We start from the raw sequence: 25,112 nt of genomic DNA on the forward strand, positions 1-25,112 counted from the left end.
CACACCGTGTCCGGCTTGGCGTCGAGATGATCGATGCGCGGGCTGACCTGCTACGCGACGCCCGACATCCACGCTGGCGGCGTTGCCGCCCTTCAAAAGACGCCCAGTCTTCCCTCAGGGCGGCGCCTTGCCAGCGCGGCGCCGAGCGCCGCTCGCGACGGCCACCCCGCGCATCGATCATCTAGGCTGGTGGTGTGGAGGGTTTCTGGACGCGGTTCCGTCTCGACCCGAGACTGGCCGACAACGCACGTATGCGCGCCTCTGATGCCGATCGCGAGGTTGTCCGCACCGTTCTCACCGACGCCTTCGCCGACGGCCGGCTGACCCGGGAGGAGCACGAGGAGAGGGTCGACAGCCTGCTCGAGGCCCGTACGCTCGGCGAGCTTCCCGGGCTCGTGGACGACCTCGTCGTGGTGGACCCCGCCGCCGAGGAGACGAACCTGCCCGCGACGCCCAGCTTCCGAGAGCAGGGTGCGGCTGCCTACCGCAAGGAGCTGCAGGAAGCGGTCGCCACCTTCTTGATGGTCAGCCTGATCACCTGGGGCATCTGGCTGTTCACCTCAGCGCCCGACGGCCATCCGTGGCCGATCTACCCGATGCTCTTCCTGGTCGTGAACCTGGTCGGCACCGGCGTACGTCGCGAGGCGATCGTCCAGCGTGAGGTGCACCGCCTCGAGAAGAAGGCCGCCAAGAAGGCGGCGAAGAAGGCGGCCAAGGCCGAGATCGAGGCCTCTTCCGAGCACTCTGCCCCGATCCTCGAGCAGCCGCTCGACCGGCCCGAGAAGTCCGAGAAGGACCGGCCCGCCGACCCCTCCTAGGCGACCGGCTGCGGATCGCTCACCGTGACCTGCCGATCCGATCCTGCTGCGAAGCCGGCCGGCCGCAAGCGCCGGCGCAGTTGCGCGGTGACGTACGCAGCCACGGCGAACATCACCAGGTCGGCGGCGATCAGGGCGACGAGCCAGGACGCGTCCGCGGGTCCGTCGATGCGTTGCTGGATGTGGAGGTGGGCGAACATGGCCGAGACGATGAACCCGACACTGGCGTAGAGAGTGATCCGTCGGTCGACACCCTCGTCATCCAGCACAGCCTCGTCGGCACCGGTCACCCACCGGCGGCCCAGACGCAGGATGGCGAGCGAGGTCGACGCCGCGATCACCGGTAGGAACGGCACCGCGTAACGAGCATGGATCCAGCCGCCGCCGGCGTGGAACGAGGCCACGTTGACGATGATGATCACGCAGTAGATCCCCATCAGCACCCGCACAGCGAGCTGCAGCCGGCGTTGCAGGAGTGTCGGCTCCGGGCCGGGGATCAGCACGCGGCGCATCACCCCGCTCGGCCGTGGCCGCACCGTGGCGTTGACATCGAGCACCAGGCCGGTGACGGTGACGACCAGGGTCGCCACGGCCGCCAGGATCCAGATCTTCGGGATCACGTCGTCGGCCCACAGCGAGCCGTACAGGTGCAGGTAGAGCTGCGGGTTGACCAGCTGGAAGAGCGTGTCACCGTGGGTCTGACGCGAAAACTTCTCGAAGAGGGCCGCGGAGGCGGTCGGATCGCCGTAGAGCACGATGCTGCGTACGTAGAACCAGCCGATCACGACCACCGGCGCCACCCCGATCCGGACGGCGAGAAGGACACCCCGGCGAAACGTACGCAGCGTCGGATCCCGCAACCACAGCGCAGCCAGCACGCAGCCACCGAGCACCAGCACCGCGACCAGGCCAGTCGAGCGGAAGGAGGCGGCCGCGACGCCGGCGACCGTCGCCCAGATCAGCTGGTCCCGGGTGACGCCCTCGCGGATCATCCGGAAGCCGAGCAGCAGGGTCAGCGAGGCGGCGACCGTGCCCCAGCCGTCGTTGTAGATCGCGCCGCCGTCGTAGGTCACCGCGCCGCAGCCGAGCACCATCGCCGCGGCCAGCACCGGGACCACCCGGCGTCTGGGCACGAGCTCACGCGCCAGCAGCCCGACCAGGATGATGCTCAGCGCGTAGCCGAGCGCGTTGAGCAGCCGCATCCCGAGGAGCGTCACCCCGACATCGCCGACGGCATCACCCAGCCAGACCAGCGGCAGGCTCATCAGGTAGAACAGCGGCGGGTGGTTGGCCACCCAGATGTCGCGACGTGGCTCGTCGAGCCCGAAGAGCGCCTCGGCGAACTGGGGGTAGCGCACCGGGTCGGCGGGAGTGTTGGTGTCGATGGTGGGGAGGACGCCCTGGGACAGGACGATCGCGTACGCCGCGTGCTGTTTCTCGTCGGCCTTGAGCAGCGGCGGCATCCCGATCGCGTACTGCGCGCTCATCGCGAAACCGAGCACCCCCAGCAGGAGCAGGCAGACGGTCACCTGGGACAGCGAGCGCGAGGGCGTGGGCACCTCGGCAAGCTAGTGGCCGCGGGTGCCGAGCGGCCGTCGAGGCGGTTTGCCGTCAGATGACGAGTCGGCGAAAACTCACTGTCCTCATGCCGAAGCTCCCTCAGTCGGCGACCATCGAGGAGCCCGAGGCCACCTGTTCCCGGGTCGTACGCCGCCGCACGTCGCGCCGGTGGCGCCAGATCTGCACGACGCCGAGGCCCCAGAACAGGTACTGCACCGACATCGCCCAGTGGAACGCCTCCGGCGTGTAGGAGGTCGAGGCTCCGGGGGTACGCCAGTCGAGGATCCAGCCGACGAGCACGATGGCGAGCAGCGCGGCGACGAAACCACCCTGGTTGATGATGCCGCTGGCACTCGCCATCCGCGCGGGCGGGTTGCTGGTTCGACCGACGTCGAAGCCGATCATCGAAGCCGGCCCGCCGGCGCCGACAACGCACATCAAGAGCAGCAGGACCGGCAGCGGCGCCTCCCCGGGCCACGCGAGCACGAGCGCCCAGACCGACGCCATCGCGGCGATCATCGTGAGCGCCACCGTCGAGCGGTGCCAGGGGTGGCGCCCGGCGAGAACGCCTATCACCGGGCCGGCGGCGAGTGCCGCCACGACGGCGACCGAGAGCAGCGAACCGGCGAGCGTGTCGGAGAGCCCCTCCGAGGCGACCAGGAACGGGAAGCCCCACAGCAGGCCCATCAGGTGAGAGCTGAACGGGGTGGAGAAGTGGATCCAGAAGCCGAGGCGTGTTCCCGGCTGGTACCAGGACGCCCTGAGGCTTCGGACGAGCTCGCGCGGGGTGAGCGACGTGCCGCGACGGTGCCGGTCGCCGGGGCCGTCGTGGACGAAGACGAGCAGCAGCACGAGCAGCACCGGGCCGATCAGCGCAGCGGTCAGGTAGGCCCAGGTCCATCCCAGCTGTCCCAGTGCCCAGGTCATCGGGACGGCAGCGGCGATCGCACCGAGCTGTCCGACCGTGCCGGTCAGCTGGCTGACCAGCGGCACCCGCCGAAGCGGGAACCACGACGGCACCAGACGCAGCACGCAGATGAACGTCATCGCGTCGCCCATCCCCACGAACGTCCGCGCCAGCAGCGCGAGCGGGTAGGAGTCGGCGAAGGCGAACCCGGCCTGGGCGATCGCCAGGATCAGTGCACCGGCGGTCAGGATCGTGCGAGAGCCGTACCGGTCCACCAGCAGCCCGACCGGCACCTGCATCGCCGCGTAGACGAGCAGCTGCAGCATGACGAACGTCGCCAGCTGGCTGGCGCTGATCCCGAAACGTTCCGTGGCCACCAGACCGGCGACCGCGAGGCTGCTGCGATGGAAGACCGCCAAGCCGTAGACCGCCAGGGCGATGCCCCAGACGACCCAGGCTCGTGTGGAGGGCTCGGGATCGTGCGGATTCACATAGAGAGGCTACTTTGCCCGGCGGCCCGACGAGGCGCCGGAACCCTCATGTGGACGCGCGATATCGGTCACAGGATCGGTCTCGGTCATGGGTTCGAGGAGCGTGGGAACCGTATCGAACGTTCCCGGGCGCATCCGACGGCGCAGCTCGGTGGCGACGTAGGCAGCGACCGCGAACATCACCAGGTCGGCAGCGACGAGGGCGACCAGGGCGAAGGTGCTGCTGACCGGCCCGTCGACGTACTGCTCGGTGTCGAGGTGGCACACCAGCCCGACGACCATGAACGCGAGCGAGACGGCCAGCCCGATCCTCAGATCGCGGGCCTCGTCGAACCCGGTCCCACTCGTCGCCGAGATCGGCGGGACGGGCCGGAACGGAAAGGCGCGGCCCAGACGCAGCGCCGCGATCCCCGCCCCAGCTGCGAGGAACGGCAGGAACGGCACTGCGTAACGCGCATGGATCCAGCCGCCGCCGGCGATGAATCCGGCGACGTTGACCAGGATCAGCAGGCAGTAGCCGCCCAGGAGGGCCCAGATCGCCAGGTCCTGTCGATGCTGCATCCGGCTCTGCGGGGCAAGGCGGATGCGCTGCAGGACTCCGGTCCGGCGCGGGTTGGCCTTCGCCACAGCATCGACGACGAGACCGACCAGGGTGAGGGTGAGCACGATGGCGGCCGCCTGGCTCCAGTGGTTGGCGATGTTTCCGTCGGTCCACAGGCTGCCGAGGAGGTGCCCGTAGAACTCTGGATTGACCAACTGGAACAGGGTCGTGCCGTTGGGCTCGCGGCCGAACTTCTCGAAGAGCGAGCTCGACGCGGTCGGGTCCCCGTAGAGCTGGACGTTGCGTACGTAGAACCACCCGAACACGACCACCGGCGCCAGGCCGATGGCTGCCACGATCCCGGCGGCGCGCCAGAACGTACCGCGCAGGAACGTACGCAGCGAGGACTCCCGCAGCCACATCGCCACCAGCACGCAGGCACCGAGAAACAGGACCGCGACCAGGCCGGTCGACCGGAACCCGGCTGCGGCCACCCCGACCGCGGCCGCGGCGATCAGACGCTCACGTGTCACTCCCTGGCGGATCATCCGGAACCCGAGAAAGAGCGTCAAGAAGGCGGCCGCCGAGGACCAGCCGTCGTTGTAGATGCCGCCGCCCACGAACGTCATCGCGCCGCAGCCGAGACACATCGCCGAGGCGATCACCGGGACCGCGGGATGCCGGGGCACCAGCTCCCGCGCCAGCAGGCCGACCATGATCGTGGTCAGGGCGAAGCCGAGGGCGTTGAGCAGCCGCATCCCGAGCAGGGTGAGGCCGGGCGACCCGACCGCATCACCGAGCCACACCAGCGGCTGGCTCAGCACGTAGAACAGTGGCGGGTGGTTGGCCACCCAGATGTCGCGGTGGGCCTCGTCGGCCCCGAAGAGGCTCTCGGCCAGCTGCGGATAGCGCACCGGGTCGTCGGGGATGTCGGTATCGATCGTCGGCAGCGTCCCCTGGGACATGGCTATGGCATATGCCGCATGGGCCCGCTCATCGGCCTTGAACAGGGCTGGCATCGCGATCGCCACCTGGGCGCTCATCGCGAACCCGAGCACACCCAGCAGCAGGACGCAGATCGTGGATTGGGACACCGAGGCCCGACGAACAGACACATCTATGACGTTAACGCGCGAAATCTACGGGACAGACGAGTCACGGCTCACGGGCAGTGAACAGAACGCGACGGACCGGTGTCCTGGTGTCGACGCCGAACTCGGTCGCATCGGGCCAGGTCGGCGCGATAACGTCCGACGGTGTCATGACTACTTCACTCCCGCGGCCCGGTCCGCACCACATCGCGATGGTCGCCTCCCCCGCGATCAGCCACATTCTGCCGAGCGTCGAGCTGATCAAGGAGCTGGTGGCGCGCGGGCACCGGGTCACCTACGCCACGCACGAGTCGATGGCCGACACGATCAAGCCGACCGGGGCCGAGCTGGTCCCGGTGCCGACGGTGCTGCCCGTCGAGGACCGGCAATGGCCGGATGACCCCGTCGCCGGGATGCGCATCTTCCTCGACGACGCGATCCAGGTGCTTCCCCATCTGCACGCGTTCTACGACGCCGAGCCGGCCGACCTCTATCTCTACGACATCGGTGGCTACGCCGTCCGGGCACTGGCCGAGAAGCAGCAGCGTCCGTTCGTCCAGCTCTCCCCGACGTTCGTCGCCTGGGACGGGTATGCCGAGAAGGTCGGCGCGCAGGTGGAGCAGCTGCCGGGCTACGACGGCTACCTGAGCACGTTCACGACCTGGCTGGAGGAGGCCGGGGCCACCACGCGTGAGCCCGGAGCGTTCGCCGGAGCACCCGAGCGTGCGCTCGCGCTCATCCCGCGGGCGATGCAGCCCAACGCGGACCTGGTCGACGAGGATGTCGTGACCTTCGTCGGACCCTGCTTCGCGCTCGACTCCGACGAGACCTGGACCCGGCCGGCTGATGCTGAGCACGTCCTGCTGGTCTCCCTCGGCTCGGCCTACACCGGCGAGGCGGACTTCTTCCGGTCGTGCATCGAGGCGTACGCAACCCTTCCCGGCTGGCACGTCATCATGTCGATCGGGACCCAGCTCGACCCGGCCGACCTCGGCGATCTGCCTGACAACGTGGAAGTACACCGGTGGCTCCCGCAACGAGCCGTCCTGGCGAAGGCTGATGCCTTCGTCACCCACGCCGGCATGGGCGGCAGCAGCGAAGGCCTGTTGGCCGGTGTGTCGATGATCGCGGTGCCGCAGGCGGTCGACCAGTTCATGAACGCGGACCGGCTGGTCGAGCTCGGTGTCGCCCGGCGGATCGACGCCGCGGACGTCACCGCCGATGCGCTGCGTACTGCCTTGCTCGAGCTGCTGGACGACCCTGAGCGGGCCGCGCGGTCGGCTCAGCTGCGGGCTGATGCGATTGCCGAGGGTGGCACCCGGCGGGCTGCTGATCTGATCGAGGGCATGCTCGCTGATTGATCCAGCCCGCTGGTCGAGCGGCGAGCCCAGCGAGCGTTGTATCGAGCTTGTCGAGATGACCAACACGCTTCCCATCGGCGCTCGACAGGGATCGTGTTGGTCTCGACACGCCTCCGCCGCCCTCGCTTCGCTCGGGTGCTCCCTCGCTCGGCACGCCCGGACGAGCAAGCTCGCCGGGCGGCCTCGCTCGGTCGCATAGCGGCTCCGGCGGCTCGACCAGCGGTGTTACTTGGTGGCTTCCATCATCTGGCGAAGTTCCTTCTTGAGGTCGGAGATCTCGTCGCGCAACCGGGCGGCGACCTCGAACTGGAGCTCGGCGGCGGCGCCCTTCATCTGCTCGGTGAGGTCGCCGATGAGCTGGGCCAGGTCGGAGGAGGGGAGGCCGACGAGGCCACGTTCACGGGCCTCGCGGGCGGCGTCGCCGAGCATCGGGGTCGGGGACTTGGCGGCGGTCTTGCCCGCACGGCCCTTGGCCTCGGTGCCGGCCCAGGTGTTGAGCAGCTCCTGGGTGGACTCGTCCTCGCGGGCGAGCATCTCGGTGATGTCGGCGATCTTCTTGCGCAGCGGCTGCGGGTCGACCCCGTTGGCCTCGTTGTAGGCCACCTGGATCGCGCGGCGGCGGTTCGTCTCCTCGATCGCCGACTCCATGGAGGGGGTGATCTTGTCGGCGTACATGTGCACCTGACCGGAGACGTTTCTGGCCGCACGGCCGATGGTCTGGATCAGCGACTTGTCCGAGCGCAGGAAGCCTTCCTTGTCGGCGTCCAGGATCGAGACCAGCGACACCTCGGGAAGGTCGAGACCCTCACGGAGCAGGTTGATGCCGACGAGCACGTCGTACTCCCCCAGCCGTAGGTCGCGGAGCAGCTCGATCCGCTTGAGGGTGTCGACCTCGGAGTGGAGATACCGCGTCCGGATCCCGGCGTCGAGCAGGTAGTCGGTGAGGTCCTCGGACATCTTCTTGGTCAGCGTCGTGACCAGGACGCGCTCGTTCTTGGCGACCCGGTCGTTGATCTCCCCGATCAGGTCGTCGATCTGGCCCTTGGTCGGCTTGATGACCACCTCGGGGTCGATCAGTCCGGTCGGACGGATGATCTGCTCGACCGTGTCGCCCCCGACCTTGTCGAGCTCGTAGTTGCCCGGAGTCGCGGAGAGGTAGATCGTCTGGCCGATCCGCTCCAGGAACTCCTCCCACTTCAGCGGCCTGTTGTCCTGCGCGCTCGGCAGCCGAAAGCCGTGCTCGACCAGGTTGCGCTTGCGGGACATGTCCCCCTCGTACATCCCACCGACCTGCGGGACCGCGACGTGCGACTCATCGACGACGAGGACGAAGTCCTCCGGGAAGTAGTCGAGCAGACAGTTGGGCGCCGAGCCGCGCTCACGGCCGTCGATGTGCATCGAGTAGTTCTCGATCCCGGAGCAGGACCCGACCTGGCGCATCATCTCGATGTCGTAGGTCGTACGCATCCGCAGCCGCTGCGCCTCGAGCATCTTGCCCTGCTTCTCGAACGTGCTCAGCTGCTGGTCGAGCTCGGCCTCGATGCCGTTGATCGCGCGCTCCATGCGCTCGGGGCCGGCGACGTAGTGGGTCGCCGGGAAGACGTAGAGCTCCTGATCCTCGGTGAGCACCTCCCCGGTGACGGCGTGCAACGTCATCAGCCGCTCGATCTCGTCACCGAAGAACTCGATCCGGACCGCGTGCTCCTCGTAGACCGGGAAGATCTCCAGGGTGTCGCCGCGCACCCGGAACGTGCCACGGGTGAAGCTCAGATCGTTGCGGGTGTACTGGATCTCCACCAGCCGCCGCAGGATCGAGTCGCGGTCGTGCTCCTCCCCCACGCGCAGCCGGATCATCCGGTCGACGTACTCCTGCGGGGTGCCGAGGCCGTAGATGCAGGAGACGGTCGAGACCACGATGACATCGCGCCTGGTCAGCAGCGAGTTCGTGGCCGAGTGACGCAGCCGCTCGACCTCCTCGTTGATCGAGGAGTCCTTCTCGATGTAGGTGTCTGTCTGGGGGACGTACGCCTCGGGCTGGTAGTAGTCGTAGTAGGAGACGAAGTATTCGATCGCGTTGTCCGGGAAGAGCTGGCGCAGCTCGTTGGCGAACTGGGCGGCCAAGGTCTTGTTGGGCTGCAGCACCAGCATCGGGCGCTGCAGCTGCTCGGCGGTCCAGGCCACCGTCGCCGTCTTGCCGGTGCCGGTCGCGCCGAGCAGGACGACGTCCTTGACGCCGTCCTGGATCCGCTTGGTGATCTCCGCGATCGCGGCGGGCTGGTCCCCCGAGGGCTGGTAGTCGGAGACCACCTTCAGCGGGGCGACACGACGCTCGAGATCGGTGACTGGACGCATGACAACCAGGCTACGCGGGACCACCGACATTTCGAGCGCAGCGGTTTGCTACTCGAACGCAGCGCGTACCTGATCGCTGTCGAGCCCGTAGTCACCCAGGAGATAATCGTGCTTGGGGCGGGCTTTCCCCGAGCGTGACTCGGCGTCGATCCGGGCGACCTCGGCGCGAGCGGCGTCGCTCCAAGGGATGTCGAAGTGGGCGTAGATGCTCTCGACGGTGCCGACCGGGTCCTTGACGAACGAGCGGTAGTCGACGTCGAAGAACTGCGCCTGGTCATACCGCCCGCGGGCCTCGCGGAAGGAGCGCCACGACCGGGACAGCATCTCCAGCTGGGTCGCCCCAATGGTCTTCCCTACGAACGTGGTCGACATCCCCGCGGTCGCCTCGGCGGAGAGCGAGCAGCCCGAGGCGACCGAGACGACCGGGTCGCGGTGGGTGACCACCACGAGCGCGTCCGGGTAGACCTCCATCAGCGCGTCGAGGGCGACCAGGTGGGACGGGTTCTTGAGCACCCAGCGCTTGTCGGCGTCATTGAGGCCGATGAGCTGCAGCGTACGGCGATGGACCTCGTACGCATCGCGCCAGTCCTGCTTCGCCAGCCAGGCCGAGTAGCGCGGGACGTGGGCCAGCGACTCGAAGGAGATCGACTTGCCGCTCTGCCGCAGCACTCGCCAGCACTCCTCGACGCTGGTGGCGTCCATGTAGTGGATCCCCATGAACTCGGGGTTGGCGACATGGTGCTGCCGGTAGGCGCCCTGGATCGCGTTGAAGACCGGATCCTGCTCCCAGGTCTCGCGCGGGGGACGAGGCTGGGGGAACTCCGTGAGCCAGGTCTCGAGTCCCTGATGTGCGGGGTCCGCGGCCAGGAGCCGGTGCAGCGCGGTCGTGCCGGTGCGGACGAGCCCGGTGACGAAGATCGGGCGCTCGATGCGTACGTCCTGGTGCTGGGGGAACTCCGCGAGCCGGGCCTGCGTCATCAGCCGGCCGACGAGGGCGGACTTCACCTGGGAGCGGTGGAAGTAGTTGCCGACCGGGGTCAGCCCGGCCTCGGGCGAGGCCAGGTCCTCGACCAGGAGCCGTAGTCCCTCCTCGTGCTCGGTCCCGCCGAAGGCTGTCAGCCCGGTGGTGCGGGCGGCCGCGGCGCAGATGTCCTCGTACGTCCCGACATCCGCGCGCTCGCGGGGCGCGGTCTCAGTGGCCATGGAACTCTCCGCAGTCCACGTTGAGCATGGTCCCCGTGACGGCGGAGGCGAGGTCGCTGCCCAGGAACAGCGCCGCCCGGGCGACCTCCTCGGGGGTCGCGAGCCGCTTCAGGTCGGTGGGCGCCGCCTTCTCGCGATAGACGTCCTCGTGGGTGCGACCGGACTCCGACGCCAACCAGTCGAAATAGCCCTTGTTGACGTCCTCGTAGATGTAGGACGGCGCGACGGAGTTGACCCGGATGCCGCGCGGGCCGAGCTCGGTGGCCAGGGACGAGGCGAGGTGCGCGAGCGCGCCCTTGGAGAGCTTGTAGCCCGCGAACTCGGGCTGGCTCTGGTAGAGCACCGCGGAGTTGATCATCACGATCGAGCCGCCGGGCTTGTCCGGGGTGGCCGCGAGCGCGTCGGCGAAGAGCGCCGAGAGCCGCAGCGGGGCGTACACGTTGGACTCCTGGGCCAGCCGGAGCGCGTCGAGCGGGATCTGGGTGAGCGGGTCCATCGGCGGGATGCCGAAGGCGTTGTTGAGGAGCACGTCGACGCGCCCGAACTCCTCCAGCGCGGCATCGACCAGGTGCCGGCGCGCGTCCTCGTCGGTGATGTCTGTCGGCACCACGAGCGCACGCCGCCCGTGCTCCTCGATGACGCCGGCCATCTTCTGCAGCCGCTTCTCGGTGCGGCTGGCGAGCACCAGGTCGGCACCCATCAGCGCCGCCTGCTCGCCCAGCGAGCGGCCGAGGCCGGGGCCGACCCCCGAGAGTACGACGACCTTGCCATCCAGGAGTCCAGTCATGGCGCCAAGACTAGAACGTGTTTCACTTTGACGGAAGGGGTCAGGTCGGGAAGATGAACCTGGCGACCTCGTCGACCCATTCGGCGTACGCACCGACCTCCTTCGGCACCTGCTGCGCGCGAACCAGGTCGCCATGAGCGCGGATCACCCGGGACCAGTCGGCGCACGAGCCGCACGTCGCTCGGCCGCAGCCCGCGGTGTGCTCGCGCGCGACCTCCTCGAGCAGATCACGGAACGTCGCGCCATCCTCGCCCGCCGCCAGCGCCTCGACCACGGCTCCGAGCACATCGACCGCTTGCGCCGGGGCGCCGACCAGGATGGCCATCAGGATCGCGAGAGCGCGCTGTCCGGACGGCTCAGCGCTCACCGTCGCAACCGGCGCCGTACGCGCCAGGCGGTAGACCGCGAGCAGCTTCCTGGCGCCGCCGGGGGTCGCACAGAATCTGGCCAGCTCGCTGATGAACAGCGCCTCGCCGGGGGTCATCTCGAGGCTCTCGGCAGCTCCGCGGCGACCGCTCTGGTCGCCCGTTCCGGCGGCCAGTGCCGACGGCCACGACGGCACCGCCTGCCGCATCAGCGAACGCATGAACCGCACCGCCGGGTCACCGGCGAAGGCCCGCAGCGCGAACGGCACGTCGAAGACCCTGGAGAGGTACGCCGCAGGCTCGGCGACCCGGCCCTCGATCGCCCGCCGCAGCACCCGCGCGTCCACCGCCGCGATCACCGCGACATCGTCCTGGTCGCTCAGCTCGTCGATCGCCCGCAGCACCCCGGCCACGGTCACCGGGTCGCACCTGTCCAGATCGTCGACGTAGACGATCGTCCGGGTCGGCAACTGCCCGGTGCGTACGCCGACGGGCGGAGCCGGTGGCGGCCCGGGCGGAGCGGCCCGCAGCGCTGCCTCGTACGCCGCCACCTCCCGGTCCATCGCCGCGAGCGCCATGGTGGTGCTCATCGGCTGAGCGCGCCGCTTGCCGCGCGGGCCGTCGTCCTCGGCGTGCCCGGCCAGCGCCGCCCGCAGCTCGGCCGCCCGCCGCTGCGCAGCCTGATGTCTCGCCACCAGCGGCGGCGGCGTGCTGGTGCCTCGCACATCCCCGAGGACCGCCCTCGCCACATCTCCCTCGGCGTACCGGCGAGCATCGACGCGTACGTGCTTGGCGCGCCCGGACCAGGTCTCGTCGTGCTCCGCGAGCCACTCGATCCGCTCCTGGACCTTCCGCAGGAAGGTCGACCGGCCGCTCCCCGGCAGCCCTTGCACGGCCACCGAGATCGGGAGCTGGGTGTGTCCGGAGGCCAGCAGACGGGCAACCCTGTCGACGTCTGTCCGGTGGCCGAGGACGTCGTCGTCGGCCGATTCTCGTGCGTTCGATTCTCGTGCGGTCGCGGGAGCAGGCATCGGCGCGATGACGGGCTCGATGAAGGGCTCGATCACGGGCTCGATCACGGGCTCCGGCTCGGCCTCGACCATGGGGCCGAGGACGATCGGCACCTCGGTGGTGTCACCTGCCTCCGCCCCATCCTCCGACGTGACCAGGACCGGGTCCGGCGCGACTGCCACCTTCGGCGTCCGAGCCCCGGGCTCGGGCATGTCGGCGACCTTGGTGACCGGGAGCCCGAGCTCCTCCTCGACCCCCTGGAGCGCCTTGGCGAAGTCGGCGGCGCTCCAGTGCCGCCCGGCTCGGCGCTTGGACATCGCCTTGCGCAGCGCCTCCTCGAACGAAACCGGCACATCGGCGCGGTCGATGGCCGGCGGGTCGTACTCTCGGATCCGTTGCAGCAGCGCCCCAGGGGCGCCGGGCGCCCCCTCGAACGGCGTACGCCCCGCCAGCAGCGTGTAGCAGGTCGCGGCCAGGCTCCAGATGTCCGCCCAGGCACTCGGCTCGGGCGGTTCGGCAAGCATCTCCGGCGCCATCCACGGCAGCGAGGTCGACCCGCTGCCACCGGGACGCCCGGCGGAGGAGAGCTTCCCGAAGCCGACCAGCTGCGGCTCGCCATCGCCGGTCAGCAGGATGTTCACCGGCTTCACGTCACCGTGGAGGATCCCGTGCCGAGCCGCGACATCGAGCGCACCCGCGATCTTGATCGTGATGCTCAGCGCCTCTGCGACCTCGAGCCGCCCGCTCCTTCGGCGGGCCTCGAGGTCACCGCCGGAAAGGTGGTCCATCACCAGGAAGCTGCGGTCGTCATCGGTGACGCCGACGGCGTGCAGCGGCAGGACATGGGGATGGCCGGCGAGCTCGGCGACCTCCTTGGTCTCTGCCGCGAGCGCGTCGTCGGTCTCGGCACCGAGTCGGTCGTTCCAGACCTTCACCGCGACCTTGATCTGCTCCTGCTGCCACTCATAGAGGAAGACGACGGAGGATCCGCCCGCGCCGATCCGCCGGCGATACCGGAATCCCGGGATGTCCGGTGGCTCGTGGTGGGGGCTGGCCATGGGCGGCAAGCATAGGGGTCGATACGCGAGCGCGTGTCGACCCGTCCTAGCTGAGCATCCTGCGCGCGACTGCCCGTTGACGTGCAGCGATCCTGTCGGCATACCCCGCAGGGGTCAACGGCTCGCCGTGCGGGAGCAGGCTGCGTACCTCGGTGGTGCTCACCTTGTGGACGGTCGGCCCGTCGGCGGCGGTGAGATCACGTTCGAGCCGCTGCCAGCGCAGCATCAGCGAGCCGGTCCGGTGGCCGGTGGTCTCGAGCCAGTTCGCGATCGGCTGCCCGTCCAGGGGCGGGTGCTCCGAGATCACGAACCGCATCACCCCGTCGGGATCGGTGACCGCCTGAGCCTTGGTGAGGCTGGTCTGGTGGGTCTCGTAGTCGGTCGAGGCGTACCAGTCCGAGCCGACCTGGATGCCCTGGTAGGCGCACTCGTCACAGCGCGGCACCTCGATCACCAGCGCCTCGTCCTCGGCCAGCTCGTAGTGACCGATCGAGGAGAACTGCGACTCCAGCCCTCCCGGCGTGCGGGCCGGCACGGTGAGCGTGTTGACGGGCTCCTTGTACTGGAAGAACTGGGGGAAGGCGAACCAGGTCTGGATCGAGCCGGTCAGCGACCGGGCGGCGACCTCGTATTTCTTCCGGAGCAGGTCCTGGGTGAGCGGGCGGCGTGGCTTGCCGAGGGTGTCGGAGCGCTCGATCGTGATCGTGCCGCGGTTCTCGGTGTCCCAGTCGTTGAAGACCTCGCGCACGATCAGCGTCTTCGCACCCGGCTCGGCCGTGTAGGTGAACTCGAAGGATCCGTCGTAGTCCAGCTGGAGCTTGCGGTCGTCGAAGGCCATCAGGCTGGTCGCGGCGGAGTCCGCGGTGTAGGCGCCGCCCATCACCTGGAAGGAGAGGTCGGCGCTGGTCCCGCGACGGCCACGGACGACGTACTCGACGCCCTCTCGCAGGTAGGCGTTGAAGTAGATCGCGTCCGGGTTGTCCAGGCCCTGCTTGGAGAACTGGTGGGTCGGGTTCACGAAGAGCGGCTGCTCGAGGTCGTAGTCGAACGCCGTCTGCATCGCCATCCGGATCCGGCCGGAGAGATACTCATAACCCTCGAGCCGGTCGGCCTCGGTCCGGATGAACGGCGCGTTCGCGATCAGCTCCTCTGCCTCCGCGATCGCCCGTTGCAGCGGTTCGGTCAGGCCGTACGCCGCGCTCTGCTCGGTCACTGCGCAGCCTTCGCGATGATGTTCTCGCCATACCACTCGAGGTGCTTGATCTTCTTCTCCAGCGGCTCGGGGTCCGGGCCCTTCACATAGGGGTCACGGAACCCGACGATGCAGTCGGTCACGCCCTTGTCCTCGAGCCGCTTGATCCCGTCGAGGTCGTACGCGTCGTAGCTGATCACGTGCACCTCGAAGTCGTCTCGCGTGTCCCCCTCCTCGCGCCGGATCTCGGCGAGGCGCACCAGGAGGCGGTCGAGCTCCTCGCCGTCACCGCCGGCGTGCATCCAGCCGTCGCCCTTGACCACCGCGCGACGGAGCGCCGCATCGGCATGGCCGCCGACGAGCAGCGGGATCTTCTCGGTCGGCGCGGGGCGCTGCTGGAGCGGCTCGAACTCGTAGAACTCGCCCTTGTAGCCGAAGAAACTGTTTTCACCACTGGCGCTCGGATCGGTGAGACCGCGCAAGATGTCCATGCACTCGTCCATCCGCTTCCCGCGGCGCTTCCAGTCGACGCCGAGGGCGGCGAAGTCCTCCGGCCACGGGGACAGGCCGACACCGAGTCCGAGCCGGTTGCCGGAGAGGAACGCGAGGCTGGAGGCCTGCTTGGCGGCCAGCACGGGCGGGCGCACCGGAAGCTTCACCACGAACGGCGTGAGACGCAGCGTCTCGGTCACCGCGAAGAGGTGCGCGCACAGGATGAACGCCTCGATGAACTCCTTGCCCTGCAGGAACTCCCGGTCGCCGGTGTCGGTGTAGGGGTAGGTGGAGTCGGACTCCTCGGGATAGATCAGGCTGTCGGCGACGGTCATGCTGGTGTAGCCCGCTCGCTCGGCCGCCTGGGCCAGGGGCGCGTAGTAGTCGGCCTGCGTCATTGCCTCTGCATAGGTGAAGCGCATACGCCAAGACTAGAACGTGTTCTATGTTTCTGCCAGAGTGTTCCCCATGTCGCCTTCTCTCGATCGTCCCGCAGGCCTCGATTCGCCGGTGACAGCGAAGATCATCAAGTACGGCGCCCGCGCCAACACCGCGCTGTTCAAGCTGACCAACGGCCGGATCGGCGGTCGGTGGCGGATCATGGCCGGCTGGCGCAAGCCCGCGCCCGTTCTGCTGCTCGAGCACGTCGGCCGCAAGTCCGGCCGCACCTTCACCACTCCCCTGCTGTTCATGAGATCGGGTGCCGATCTCGTCGTCGTCGGCTCCCAGGGCGGGCTGCCCAAGGACCCGCAGTGGGTCGCCAACCTGCGCGCCCAGCCCGATGTCGCGGTCCGCGTCCCGCAGCGCGGGCGGCAACTCGTCCGGGCACGCATCGCCGACGCCGAGAAGCGGGCCGCGCTGTGGCCGCGGCTGCTGGAGACGTACGCCGACTTCGAGACCTACCAGACCTGGACCGACCGGGAGATCCCGGTCATCGTCCTCTCACCCCGCTGAAGGAGACGTTCATGACCGCGCACATCAATGGCATGCAAGAGCTGATCGACCGCGCCGAGATCACCGACGCACTGACCCGCTACACACTGGCCGTCGACGATGGCGACTGGGACGCGCTCGACACGGTCTTCGCCGCTGACGCCACAATCGACTACTCCGAGTCCGGCGGCACCGTCGGCGACTTCCCCGACGTCAAGAAGTGGCTCGCCGAGATGCTTCCCGCGTTCTCCCAGAAGCGGCTGCACACCATCGGGCAGGTCGGCATCAGCTTCACCGACGAGGGCGCGGACGTCGTGGCGTACTTCGACAACCCGATGGTCATCTCCGACGGGTCCGGCGGCGAGCGGGTCGTCGAGGTCGGCGGCCGCTACCACCACCGCTTCATACGTACGCCCGACGGCTGGCGCTCCCACCACCTGCACGAGCAGGTCTTCTGGACGCGAGGCTTCTGAGCCCTCAGGCCGCGCGACCCCTGATGACCCAGTCCGCGAGCCCGGCGAGCGGCACCAGCAACTCCCGGCCGCGCTCGCTCAGTCCGTACTCCACACCCGGCGGCACCGTCGGGAAGACCGTACGCGTCACGATCCTCTCCTCCTCCAGGACGCGAAGTGTCCGGGTGAGCATGCGCTGGCTGATCCCCTCGACCCGGCGCCGCAGCTCGTTGTAGCGATGCGGACGCTCGGCCAGCATCATCACGATCAGCAGCGTCCACTTGTCACCGAGCATCTGCACGGCCTGCGTCACCGGACAGTCCTCGTACTCCCCCGCCGGGACCTTCGCCGGCAGTCCTGGCCCGAGCGCCGCGCTCACGATGTGCCGGGGCACATCGGTGTTCCCATCTGACATTGAAGTGCCTTCTTCCGCGAACGCCGCCGGGCGGCGAGGGTTGCTGACGTCAGCAATCTATCCATGAGGGAGAAGTAGATGAGCACGATCGCAGTTCTGGGCGCTGGCCCCGGCCTCGGAATGTCGGTGGCGCAGAGGTTCGCCAAGGAGGGGTACGCCGTCGGGCTGGTCTCGCGCAGCTCCGACCGACACCCAGGCTATCTGGAGACGCTGGCAGCCAGCGGTGTGCGCGCGGTCGCGGTCGCGGCGGACCTACGTGAACCGGGTGGCCCCGCCCGCGCCCTCGCCGAGATCACCTCCGAGCTGGGCCCGATCGATGTCGTCTACCACGGTCCCGGCGCCCACGACCTGAGCGCGCCCACGGTCGGGATCCTCGAGACCGGACCAGCAGACATCCGCCGTGCGATCGCCGAGACCGTCGAGCCGGCCGCAGAGGTCGCCAGCCTGGTCCTTCCCGCGATGCGCTCGCGTGGCAGCGGCTCCCTGGTGTACGTCTCCGGCCTCAGCGCGCTGGTCCCGCTACCGTTCCTCGGCCCCTACGCGCCCGCCTCGGGTGCGCTGCGGACCTACGCCCGCACCCTGGCCGCAGCTGCAGCCGAGGACAGCGTGCATGTCGGCTCTCTCGTCGTCGGCGGCCTGATCGAGCGCGGCGACATCCACCAGATGCTCACTGACCCCGCCACCCCCTCCCCCTACGCCACCCTCGACCCCGCCGAGCTCGCCGACGCGGTCTGGCGCCTGGCCTTCGGGCTCGAGGACGAGGTGGTCTTCGACGTACTCACGCAGCCTGGCCAGTGAGCCACTCGCACACAAGTCGCTTGGACCCATGGGTTCTGAGCGACACGATGTCCGGGTGACCCATCTCGTACGTCCCCGTCAGCCGGACGATCTACCAGCCCTGACCGAGGCACTGCTCGAGCAGCAGCCGGAGACCCGCTACCCGGTCCGTAACCCGCTGCCGTTCCCGGTCAGCGAGTTCCTGCACTACGGCGACGCGATCGCAGCCTGGACCGCGACGGTCGACGATGTTCCCGTCGGGCACATCTCCACAACGCGGAGCCACACCGGCATCAACGGTGGCGACGAACTGCACAAGGCATGCGCCGCTGCACACGGCTGCGACGTCGAAGAACTGATGTGGATCAGTGCATTCTTCGTCGGGACGAATGCACGTCGGCTCGGCGTCGGCCGGGTGCTGTTGCGTACGGCGTTCGACAGCATCCTCGAGTCGGGCGGCTTTCCCTGCCTCGAGGTCATACCGGTCTTCCCAGCGGCTCTGGGTCTCTACGAGTCGACAGGCTGGACCGAGGTGCTCCGCACCCGCCCGGACTGGCTCGCCGACGTACCCGGCAGCGAAGGGCTCGAGGTCGTCGTCATGGTTCGTGGCTGAGGGAGTTCAGGCGGCGCCGGCCCCGAGCTGTTCGTAGCGCCCATCGGCCGAGTGATCCACCGTTGCGGCGAGGACCCAGAGACCGAGCGCGGACGGGGCCAAGGTCGTCCAGGTCGCCGCCAACTCGGAGTCGCCCGAGGACAGGCCGAGCCCGACGAGCGTCACCACCGGCGCGACCGCGGTCGCGATCGACACGGCCGACCAGAAGCGTCGTGGTTTCGCCGACAGCGGGATCAGCACGGACAGGACGCCCAGCAGCATCACCAGGCAGAGGACCACCGTGGCGATCAGTCCGGTGAACACGAAGACATGTGACGTGTGGCTCCCGAAGTTGGCATCCGGGTTGGTGACCAGGATCTTCCCGTACGCCAGCCCGGACCAGATTGCCTTGACCTCCCGATGGTCATGCCCCGTCGAGTCGTCGATGCTGACCAGCACCGGAGCGGTGAGGGACACGATCAGCAGAATCAACGCCCCGACTGCCTGCGTCGCGCGCAGTCGATGGTCCTGCGTCGCCACGGTGCGCTCGATGGGGCCGGCCGGCTCGCTCGTATTCGCCACCCAGCCAAGTTAATCCGCCGAACGACAACCCGCCGGGCGTAGCAGCGGCGAGTCTCGTCAGGCTTCCGCACGAGCGAGGAAGACGTGCTCCCTGCCAGGGCGGTCGGGGTCAGCCGAGGCCCGGGCGGGCGTGGAGGGCGCCACCGGACTCGTAGAGGAGACCCTTGTCCTTGATGAGCTGACCGGCGGCCGCCAGGATCGGGCTGTCGCCGACGGCGGAGCCGGCCATCGAGACGATCGCCTCGAACATCTTGCCGGCGGCATCGTCGACGGCCGGCCAGTTCCACTCCGAGGGGGCAGCGCCGATGGGCTCGACGGCGTGCCAGCGGGTCGCGCGGGCCTCGGCCATCGTGGTCAGGGTGCTCCAGCCGAGGCCGCCGAGGCCGACGACACCGCCGAAGTTGAGGCCGATCAGACCCCAGCCGTTGCACTGGTACTCATACGCGGACGGCCCGAACTCGGCCGGGTCCAGCTCGACCCGGGTGATCACCGGCTCGGGGCCGGTGTTCGGGGCGTACAGCTTGAACGCGGGCCGCGCAGCCAGCAGCGAGGCCGACGCCGTCGTGGTGATCTCGCTCAACGGCTGGCCAGGCGCCGAGTAGGCGTCGAAGACGCGGAAACCGAGGTCGAGGGCATAGCCGACGACGAAACGGCGGTCGTCCTGAGCGGCGTAGAAGTTGCGATTGAACACGTTGGGGGAAACCTCGCTTGTGCCCAGCCGGTCAGTCGACGTCGTTGGTGCCGGGTGACCGGTGGGATGTGGTTCGGGCAGCGCGACACTATCGCGCCAGACGGCCCGATCTGCCAACCGGTTGGCGATCTGTGGCTGTCGCGATTCCCTCAGGAGTACGTGCCACGGACGGTGTCGGTGGTCGGCAGCGACTGACAGCCGAGCCGGATCCCGTCATCGAGGTCCTCCTGCTCGAGGACGTCGTTGCGCATCATCTTCACCTCTCCCTCGAGCAGCCGGAACGCGCATGCCGAGCACTCGCCCTCACGACAGGAGTACGGCGCCTTGACGCCCTTCGCCTCGAGGAAGTCGAGCATCGCAGTGCCCGGGTCCCAGTCGTCGTACGTCGACGTGGTGCCGTCGAGCTCGATCTCGAGCGTGACGGGCTGCTTGGGAGCGTCGTCGACGACCTCGGTCTCCGCCTCCTTGACCGGGGCGACCTCGCCGAACGGGTTGCCGCCCAGGGAGGCGAACTTCTCCTGGTGACGCCGCGCCCGCGGGAACTCGAGCTCCTTGAGCGCCGCGATCGTCGCCTTCATGAACGGCGCGGGCCCACAGACGAAGGCGTCGTACGTCAGGCGGTCGGCCGCGAACGCCTTGAGCTGCTCACCGGTGGGCAGCCCCTGGACCGACTCGAGCCAGTGGACCACCTGGAGTCGGTCCGGGTGCTCGGCGGCCAGCCGTGCCCACTCCTCGGCGAAGATCACCGAGCGCTCGTCGCGGTTGGCGTAGAAGACGACGATCCTCCCCGTGCCTTCGCGCAGAGCGGTGCGGGCGATCGAGATGATCGGGGTGACGCCCGAGCCGCCGGCGAAGAGCAGGAAGTCGGCGTCGATATCGGCAGGGGTGAAGATGCCGCTCGGCGGGAGCACGCGGAGCGTGTCACCGGGGCGGAGGTTGTCGCAGATCCAGTTGGACGCGTAGCCGTCCACGGTGCGCTTGACGATCACCGTGAGCGGATCACCCGGTGCGCTGGAGAGGGAGTAGCAGCGGGCCGCGAGGCCGTCGCGGTCGCTCGGGACGGCGACGGTGAGGAACTGCCCCGGCTTCGGCTGGAACGCATGCCTCACGTCCTCGGGGATCTCGAAGACGATCGAGTGGGCGTCGGCGGTCTCCTTGACGACGTCGCTGACGGGCAGCAGGAAAGAGTCAGTAGCCATCCTCGGCCCCGATCTGGATCCGGCCGTCGGCGACGGCTGCTTCGATGGACGCGGCCAGACGAGGGCAGCGAGCGTGGACGAGCCTGGCTCCGTCGGCGGCCGACTTGCGGCGTACGAGGTCGGGACACTGGGCCTGCGCCTCGGCCGTCCACTGGACGGAGGTCTGGTGCTCGCTGTTCTTCTTCACCCCGACGCGAGCAAGGCAGTCGAGGCACTCCACCTCGACCAGGCGGGCCTGGGTATAGAGCCGCTGGTCCTCGACCGTTTCCTCGGACGTCGGGACGAACGAGGCCATCAACTCACGCCTTCGGAGGTCTCGACAGGCTCGGATGCCTTCTCGGCCTCGATCCGGCGCAGGTTCTCGGCGACCTCCTCGTGCCAGAACTCGTTGGCCTTGGTGGTGTCGACCTCGAACTCGAAGCGGGCCCGCATCTCAGGCTCGATGTCGGCGACGTCGACGTAGAACTGCTCGTACCAGCGGCGCAACTGGTAGACCGGGCCGTCCTCCTCGCACAGCAGCGGGTTCTGCACCGGCGCCTTGTTCTCCCAGATCGCCACGTCCTGGAGGAACCCGTCACCGAACATGTCGGCGTACTTCTTGCCGATGAAGTTGGCGGTCTTGTCATCGAGCCCCTCGGGCTTCTTGACGGTGATGCCGTACTGCAGCAGGAACGAGTCCGGGCCGGTCGGGATGTGGGAGTTGATCAGGATCACCTCGGTCACGAAACCCTTGTAGTCGACCTCGAGCCAGTTGATCATGTACGCCGGGCCGTAGTAGGTCGCCTCGGACTTGAGGAACATGTCGGCGTCGCCGTAGCCGCCGGCCACGTCAGGCCGCCCCTTGGAGGCCATGTACTGCGTCGCGGTGTGGTCCTCGAAGACGTTGCGGAAGTCGGTCGGGAAGGCGAAGTGCACGTAGTAGAAGTGCGCCATGTCGACCACGTTGTCGATCAGCTCGCGGCAGTGGCTGCCCTTGATCGGGACGGTGTTCCAGATCCAGTCGGTGTAGACCTCGCGGTTGCTGACGTCGGGCAGCTCCGGCGGCAGGATGTCGTAGTCGGCCTTCGAACCCTCGGGGTCGTGCCAGATCAGCAGCGAGTCGTTGCGGATCACGGTCTCGTACGCCTTCGTCCTTGCCCGGAGCGGGACGCGGCGGGCGTAGGGGATCTGCTTGCAGCGGCCGTCGGCACCCCAGCGCCAGTCGTGGAACGGGCAACCGACCTCGTCGCCCTTCACTGTGCCCTGGGTGAGGTCGCCTCCCATGTGGCGGCAGTAGCCGTCGAGCACGCCCAGCTCGCCCTTGGTGTTCTCCCAGACGACCAGCTTGCCGCCGAACGCCTCGACGGAGTGGGGCTTGCCGTCCTTGAACTCGCTGGCCAGGCCCAGGCAGTGCCAACCGCGCGCGAAGCGCTCCGGCTGGGTGCCGTGGTCGAGCGTGCGGGTCTGGGTGGTGGGGTCGGCCATCGTCGTACCTTCCGCTGGTCTGAGCCTGGTGGGCCTGTTCGCTGGCCCTGTTCAAAACGTAGAACCTGTTCTAGTTTTATCACATGCATGTGGCCTTGACACCCGCCCAGGAGCAACTTCGCTCAGAGCTCAACTCCTATTTCGCTCAGTTGGTCACGCCGGAGCGCCGCGCTGCGCTCGCGCGGGCATCGGGCGAGTTCGGGGACGAAGCGGACAAGGAGGTCTACCTCTCGACCATCCGTCAGGTCGGTGCCGACGGCTGGCTCGGGATCGGCTGGCCGAAGGAGTACGGCGGCCAGGACCGCTCCATGGTGGAGCAGCTGATCTTCACCGACGCCGCCGCCGTGGCCGGGGTGCCGATCCCCTATCTCACGCTCAACACGGTCGGTCCGACGATCATGCGGTTCGGTACGCCGGAGCAGAAGGACTACTTCCTTCCGAAGATCCTCGCCGGGGAGCTGCACTTCTCGATCGGGTATTCCGAGCCAGGCTCCGGGACCGACCTCGCCTCGCTGCAGACTCGTGCGGCGCTCGACGAAGGCACGGGCGAGTGGGTGATCAACGGCCAGAAGATGTGGACCTCGCTGATCCAGTATGCGGACTGGATCTGGCTCGCCTGTCGGACAGAGCCGGAGGCATCGCGTCACAAGGGGCTGTCGATGATCCTGGTGCCGACGTCGTCCTCGGGTTTCTCTTACACGCCGGTCCAGACCGTGGCCGGCGTCGGCACCTCGGCGACCTACTACTCCGACGTACGCGTGCCTGCGTCGAACCTCGTCTCCTCGCGCGGTGGCGGCTGGGCGCTGATGACCAACCAGCTCAACCACGAGCGGGTCGCACTCACCTCCGCCGCTCCGCTGGTCCACTCGCTCGGGCTGGTGAAGGAGTGGGCGCGGACCACGGCCGTCCCCGATGGCAGCCGGGTGATCGACGCCGAGTGGGTCCAGCTGGCCCTCGGGCGAGCGCACGCCCGCATCGAGGCGCTCTCGCTGATCAACTGGAAGCTCGCCTCCGACGCCGACCACGGGGTCGCGCTCTCGCCGGCCGAGGCCTCGGCGACCAAGGTCTACGGCTCCGAGCTCGCGACCGAGGTCTACCGGACACTGATGGAGATCGTCGGGCCGCACGCGGGTCTCACCGCCGACTCCCCCGGCGCCGTGCTCGCCGGCCGCTTGGAGCGGTTCCATCGCTCCTCGCTCGTCATGACCTTCGGCGGCGGCACCAACGAGATCCAACGAGACATCATCGGCTACGTGGGCCTCGGCCTCCCCGCCGCCAAGCGCTGACCTATCCACCTGTCGGTCGAGCCGCGAGCGCGAGCGAGCGTGTCGAGACCAACACAGTCGATTGCGAGAACACCATGGACTTCTCCTTCACCACCGAATCCGACGAAGCCGCCGAGCTCGCGGCGAAGATCATCGGCGACGCCACCTCGCTCGACCGGCTTCGTACCGTCGAGGCCGCCGCTGCTGACCGCGGCCGCGTCGACGCCGCGCTCTGGTCCTCGCTCGGCGAGGCCGGGCTTCTCGGACTGCACCTGCCCGAGGCGTACGGCGGTGCCGGGCTCGGCCTCGTCGAGCTGTGCCGCGTGCTGGTCGAGGCCGGACGGCGCGTCGCGCCCGTGCCGCTCGCGACGCACGGGCCGTGCGGGCTGCTGCTCGCCGAAGCCGGAGCGGCCGAGACCTCTGCGGACGCGCTCAGCGGCGTCGCCGACGGCTCTCGCGTGTTCGCTGCGGCCGTCACCGAGGAGCACGCCCACCTGCCCGACACTCCCATGGTCGTCGCCGCCGGCGACACGATCTCGGGCGTGAAGACGCTGGTCCGGGCCGGCATGATCGCGGATGCATTCCTGGTCACGGCCTCGCTGCCGGACGGCACCACCGGGGTCTTCCTCGTCGACTCCTCGGCCGAGGGCGTCGACCGCCGTCCGCAGCACACCAGCGACGGTGACGTCACTGCGTTGGTCGCTTTCGCGGCCGCACCTGCGCTCCGGATCGGCGATGGTTCTTCCGCCGCCCGCCTCGGTGACCTGCTCACCGTCGCCGCAGCCGCCGAGCTCCTCGGCGTGACCGAAGGGGCGCTCGAGCTCACCGCGTCCTATGCCAAGACCCGAGAGCAGTTCGGCCGAGCCATCGGCACCTTCCAGGCTGTCTCCCAGCGGTTGGCGGACGGGTTCATCGACGTACTCGCCCAGCGGCTCACCCTCTGGCAGGCCGTCTGGCGGGTCTCCTCCGGACTGCCTGCCGCCGACCAGGTCGCCGTGGCCAAGCTCTGGGCCGCCGACGCCGCCCACCGCCTCGCCCATACGACGGTCCATGTCCACGGCGGCGTCGGGATCGACCTCGACGGCGAGGCACATCGCTACTTCACCGTTGCCAAGCGGTTCGAGTTCGTCTTCGGCGGAGCTACGGAGCAGGCGCTGCGGATCGGGCGATCTCTTGCTGCGTCCTGATCGGCTGGTGCTCTTCTGAGGGTTCCGGTCTGAGGGGTCCCGACAGGTGCCGGGGCCCCTCTTCTTGGCTGGGTTCTGTGCTGTATCGCGATCAGCGACTCGGCTGTGCGATAGCGCTTCTCTTTAGCGACGGTTTTCACTCTGTGGCGGTCGACGAGGATCACGCGGGCGGATGCATATCGATCGCCTGTAGGTGCCCTGGTCCGCGGGCTGGTTGGGTGGAATCGGCTCGCTGGCCGCTGGCGGGTGTGGTTGCTGGAGGTGATTCGCCCTGGGTTTCGTTCCGTGATCTTTGACAGGATTGGGAACGATGCCGAAGAAGTACT

The 25,112-nt window shown here is 68.7% G+C and carries 23 protein-coding genes; 8 read left to right on the top strand and 15 right to left on the bottom strand.

Annotated features, from left to right (window positions below; translation table 11 throughout):
- Window positions 1–194 precede the first annotated feature (194 nt).
- Window positions 195–818, top strand: coding sequence for a DUF1707 SHOCT-like domain-containing protein (locus IEY84_RS18615; protein ID WP_229788821.1), 624 nt, complete (start codon window positions 195–197; stop codon window positions 816–818).
- Here IEY84_RS18615 and IEY84_RS18620 read toward each other — a convergent pair.
- From IEY84_RS18620 to IEY84_RS18630, 3 genes are all read right to left on the bottom strand, one after another.
- On the bottom strand, window positions 815–2,377 hold the full coding sequence (locus tag IEY84_RS18620; protein WP_229788822.1) for an ArnT family glycosyltransferase: 1,563 nt from the start codon (window positions 2,375–2,377) through the stop codon (window positions 815–817). The two genes, IEY84_RS18615 and IEY84_RS18620, sit on opposite strands and share 4 nt — an antisense overlap.
- Before the next feature lie 100 nt (window positions 2,378–2,477).
- The gene (locus IEY84_RS18625; protein WP_183548699.1) at window positions 2,478–3,776 is read right to left on the bottom strand and encodes an MFS transporter; all 1,299 of its coding nucleotides are present in this window, start codon (window positions 3,774–3,776) and stop codon (window positions 2,478–2,480) included.
- A 9-nt stretch (window positions 3,777–3,785) separates the two neighbouring features.
- Window positions 3,786–5,432, bottom strand: a complete 1,647-nt coding sequence (locus IEY84_RS18630; RefSeq protein WP_183548697.1) for a glycosyltransferase family protein — start codon at window positions 5,430–5,432, stop codon at window positions 3,786–3,788.
- Between the two features lie 146 nt (window positions 5,433–5,578).
- Between IEY84_RS18630 and IEY84_RS18635 the strand changes: the two genes are divergently transcribed.
- Window positions 5,579–6,769, top strand: coding sequence for a macrolide family glycosyltransferase (locus IEY84_RS18635; protein ID WP_221209108.1), 1,191 nt, complete (start codon window positions 5,579–5,581; stop codon window positions 6,767–6,769).
- 225 nt (window positions 6,770–6,994) lie between these two features.
- Here IEY84_RS18635 and uvrB read toward each other — a convergent pair whose 3' ends face one another.
- From uvrB to IEY84_RS18665, 6 genes are read right to left on the bottom strand one after another with little or no spacing between them, the layout of a single operon-like run.
- Entirely contained in the window at window positions 6,995–9,121 is a 2,127-nt protein-coding gene (gene uvrB, locus IEY84_RS18640) for an excinuclease ABC subunit UvrB (protein ID WP_183548695.1), read from the bottom strand.
- Between the two features lie 48 nt (window positions 9,122–9,169).
- Window positions 9,170–10,324, bottom strand: a complete 1,155-nt coding sequence (locus IEY84_RS18645; RefSeq protein WP_183548693.1) for a sulfotransferase family protein — start codon at window positions 10,322–10,324, stop codon at window positions 9,170–9,172.
- Window positions 10,314–11,111: an SDR family oxidoreductase gene (locus IEY84_RS18650; RefSeq protein ID WP_183548691.1), complete on the bottom strand. Its 798-nt coding sequence runs from the start codon at window positions 11,109–11,111 to the stop codon at window positions 10,314–10,316. Before IEY84_RS18650 ends, IEY84_RS18645 begins: the two co-directional genes overlap by 11 nt.
- Before the next feature lie 40 nt (window positions 11,112–11,151).
- Window positions 11,152–13,545 (bottom strand): serine/threonine-protein kinase, encoded by a 2,394-nt coding sequence (locus IEY84_RS18655; protein ID WP_183548689.1) that lies wholly within the window; start codon window positions 13,543–13,545, stop codon window positions 11,152–11,154.
- A 46-nt stretch (window positions 13,546–13,591) separates the two neighbouring features.
- Window positions 13,592–14,758, bottom strand: coding sequence for a hypothetical protein (locus tag IEY84_RS18660; RefSeq protein WP_229788824.1), 1,167 nt, complete (start codon window positions 14,756–14,758; stop codon window positions 13,592–13,594).
- The gene (locus IEY84_RS18665; RefSeq protein ID WP_183548687.1) at window positions 14,755–15,651 is read right to left on the bottom strand and encodes a TIGR03619 family F420-dependent LLM class oxidoreductase; all 897 of its coding nucleotides are present in this window, start codon (window positions 15,649–15,651) and stop codon (window positions 14,755–14,757) included. The genes IEY84_RS18660 and IEY84_RS18665 overlap by 4 nt, the downstream gene beginning before the upstream one ends.
- A gap of 88 nt (window positions 15,652–15,739) precedes the next feature.
- Here IEY84_RS18665 and IEY84_RS18670 point away from each other — a divergent pair, with 88 nt between their 5' ends.
- Both IEY84_RS18670 and IEY84_RS18675 read left to right on the top strand, forming a co-directional pair.
- The gene (locus IEY84_RS18670; RefSeq protein ID WP_229788825.1) at window positions 15,740–16,183 is read left to right on the top strand and encodes a nitroreductase/quinone reductase family protein; all 444 of its coding nucleotides are present in this window, start codon (window positions 15,740–15,742) and stop codon (window positions 16,181–16,183) included.
- Between the two features lie 11 nt (window positions 16,184–16,194).
- The gene (locus IEY84_RS18675) at window positions 16,195–16,635 is read left to right on the top strand and encodes a nuclear transport factor 2 family protein (protein WP_183548676.1); all 441 of its coding nucleotides are present in this window, start codon (window positions 16,195–16,197) and stop codon (window positions 16,633–16,635) included.
- Between the two features lie 4 nt (window positions 16,636–16,639).
- Here the strand turns inward: IEY84_RS18675 and IEY84_RS18680 are convergent, their stop codons facing one another.
- Window positions 16,640–17,029, bottom strand: a complete 390-nt coding sequence (locus IEY84_RS18680; RefSeq protein ID WP_183548674.1) for a winged helix-turn-helix transcriptional regulator — start codon at window positions 17,027–17,029, stop codon at window positions 16,640–16,642.
- 78 nt (window positions 17,030–17,107) lie between these two features.
- Between IEY84_RS18680 and IEY84_RS18685 the strand changes: the two genes are divergently transcribed.
- Window positions 17,108–17,827 carry an SDR family NAD(P)-dependent oxidoreductase gene (locus IEY84_RS18685; RefSeq protein WP_183548672.1) on the top strand — a complete coding sequence of 240 codons (720 nt, stop codon included), beginning with the start codon at window positions 17,108–17,110 and terminating at the stop codon, window positions 17,825–17,827.
- Between the two features lie 28 nt (window positions 17,828–17,855).
- The gene (locus IEY84_RS18690) at window positions 17,856–18,419 is read left to right on the top strand and encodes a GNAT family N-acetyltransferase (RefSeq protein ID WP_183548670.1); all 564 of its coding nucleotides are present in this window, start codon (window positions 17,856–17,858) and stop codon (window positions 18,417–18,419) included.
- Between the two features lie 6 nt (window positions 18,420–18,425).
- Here the strand turns inward: IEY84_RS18690 and IEY84_RS18695 are convergent, their stop codons facing one another.
- From IEY84_RS18695 to IEY84_RS18715, 5 genes are all read right to left on the bottom strand, one after another.
- On the bottom strand, window positions 18,426–18,980 hold the full coding sequence (locus tag IEY84_RS18695; protein ID WP_183548668.1) for a hypothetical protein: 555 nt from the start codon (window positions 18,978–18,980) through the stop codon (window positions 18,426–18,428).
- A 109-nt stretch (window positions 18,981–19,089) separates the two neighbouring features.
- On the bottom strand, window positions 19,090–19,671 hold the full coding sequence (locus tag IEY84_RS18700; RefSeq protein WP_183548666.1) for a hypothetical protein: 582 nt from the start codon (window positions 19,669–19,671) through the stop codon (window positions 19,090–19,092).
- A 149-nt stretch (window positions 19,672–19,820) separates the two neighbouring features.
- Complete coding sequence (locus tag IEY84_RS18705) at window positions 19,821–20,870, bottom strand: ferredoxin--NADP reductase (RefSeq protein ID WP_183548664.1); 1,050 nt, start codon at window positions 20,868–20,870, stop codon at window positions 19,821–19,823.
- Window positions 20,860–21,165 carry a hypothetical protein gene (locus IEY84_RS18710; RefSeq protein ID WP_183548662.1) on the bottom strand — a complete coding sequence of 102 codons (306 nt, stop codon included), beginning with the start codon at window positions 21,163–21,165 and terminating at the stop codon, window positions 20,860–20,862. The genes IEY84_RS18705 and IEY84_RS18710 overlap by 11 nt, the downstream gene beginning before the upstream one ends.
- Complete coding sequence (locus tag IEY84_RS18715; RefSeq protein ID WP_183548660.1) at window positions 21,165–22,334, bottom strand: 3-ketosteroid-9-alpha-monooxygenase, oxygenase component; 1,170 nt, start codon at window positions 22,332–22,334, stop codon at window positions 21,165–21,167. Before IEY84_RS18715 ends, IEY84_RS18710 begins: the two co-directional genes overlap by 1 nt.
- Before the next feature lie 83 nt (window positions 22,335–22,417).
- On the opposite strand from IEY84_RS18715, the gene IEY84_RS18720 reads away from it, so the two are divergent.
- Both IEY84_RS18720 and IEY84_RS18725 read left to right on the top strand, forming a co-directional pair.
- Window positions 22,418–23,620, top strand: a complete 1,203-nt coding sequence (locus tag IEY84_RS18720; RefSeq protein WP_183548652.1) for an acyl-CoA dehydrogenase family protein — start codon at window positions 22,418–22,420, stop codon at window positions 23,618–23,620.
- Window positions 23,621–23,694: 74 nt separating this feature from the next.
- Window positions 23,695–24,786 carry an acyl-CoA dehydrogenase family protein gene (locus IEY84_RS18725; protein ID WP_183548650.1) on the top strand — a complete coding sequence of 364 codons (1,092 nt, stop codon included), beginning with the start codon at window positions 23,695–23,697 and terminating at the stop codon, window positions 24,784–24,786.
- Window positions 24,787–25,112 lie beyond the last annotated feature (326 nt).

Source organism: Nocardioides albus (assembly GCF_014648255.1).
In the GTDB taxonomy this organism is placed as follows: domain Bacteria; phylum Actinomycetota; class Actinomycetes; order Propionibacteriales; family Nocardioidaceae; genus Nocardioides; species Nocardioides albus.

Coding starts and splice junctions, on each gene's coding strand:
- IEY84_RS18725 (WP_183548650.1), top strand. CDS start 23,695: ATGGACTTCTCCTTCACCACCGAATCCGACGAAGCCGCCGAGCTCGCG.
- IEY84_RS18685 (WP_183548672.1), top strand. CDS start 17,108: ATGAGCACGATCGCAGTTCTGGGCGCTGGCCCCGGCCTCGGAATGTCG.
- IEY84_RS18690 (WP_183548670.1), top strand. CDS start 17,856: ATGGGTTCTGAGCGACACGATGTCCGGGTGACCCATCTCGTACGTCCC.
- IEY84_RS18650 (WP_183548691.1), bottom strand. CDS start 11,111: ATGACTGGACTCCTGGATGGCAAGGTCGTCGTACTCTCGGGGGTCGGC.
- IEY84_RS18665 (WP_183548687.1), bottom strand. CDS start 15,651: ATGCGCTTCACCTATGCAGAGGCAATGACGCAGGCCGACTACTACGCG.
- IEY84_RS18710 (WP_183548662.1), bottom strand. CDS start 21,165: ATGGCCTCGTTCGTCCCGACGTCCGAGGAAACGGTCGAGGACCAGCGG.
- IEY84_RS18705 (WP_183548664.1), bottom strand. CDS start 20,870: ATGGCTACTGACTCTTTCCTGCTGCCCGTCAGCGACGTCGTCAAGGAG.
- IEY84_RS18680 (WP_183548674.1), bottom strand. CDS start 17,029: ATGTCAGATGGGAACACCGATGTGCCCCGGCACATCGTGAGCGCGGCG.
- IEY84_RS18635 (WP_221209108.1), top strand. CDS start 5,579: ATGACTACTTCACTCCCGCGGCCCGGTCCGCACCACATCGCGATGGTC.
- IEY84_RS18720 (WP_183548652.1), top strand. CDS start 22,418: ATGCATGTGGCCTTGACACCCGCCCAGGAGCAACTTCGCTCAGAGCTC.
- IEY84_RS18645 (WP_183548693.1), bottom strand. CDS start 10,324: ATGGCCACTGAGACCGCGCCCCGCGAGCGCGCGGATGTCGGGACGTAC.
- IEY84_RS18715 (WP_183548660.1), bottom strand. CDS start 22,334: ATGGCCGACCCCACCACCCAGACCCGCACGCTCGACCACGGCACCCAG.
- uvrB (WP_183548695.1), bottom strand. CDS start 9,121: ATGCGTCCAGTCACCGATCTCGAGCGTCGTGTCGCCCCGCTGAAGGTG.
- IEY84_RS18655 (WP_183548689.1), bottom strand. CDS start 13,545: ATGGCCAGCCCCCACCACGAGCCACCGGACATCCCGGGATTCCGGTAT.
- IEY84_RS18675 (WP_183548676.1), top strand. CDS start 16,195: ATGACCGCGCACATCAATGGCATGCAAGAGCTGATCGACCGCGCCGAG.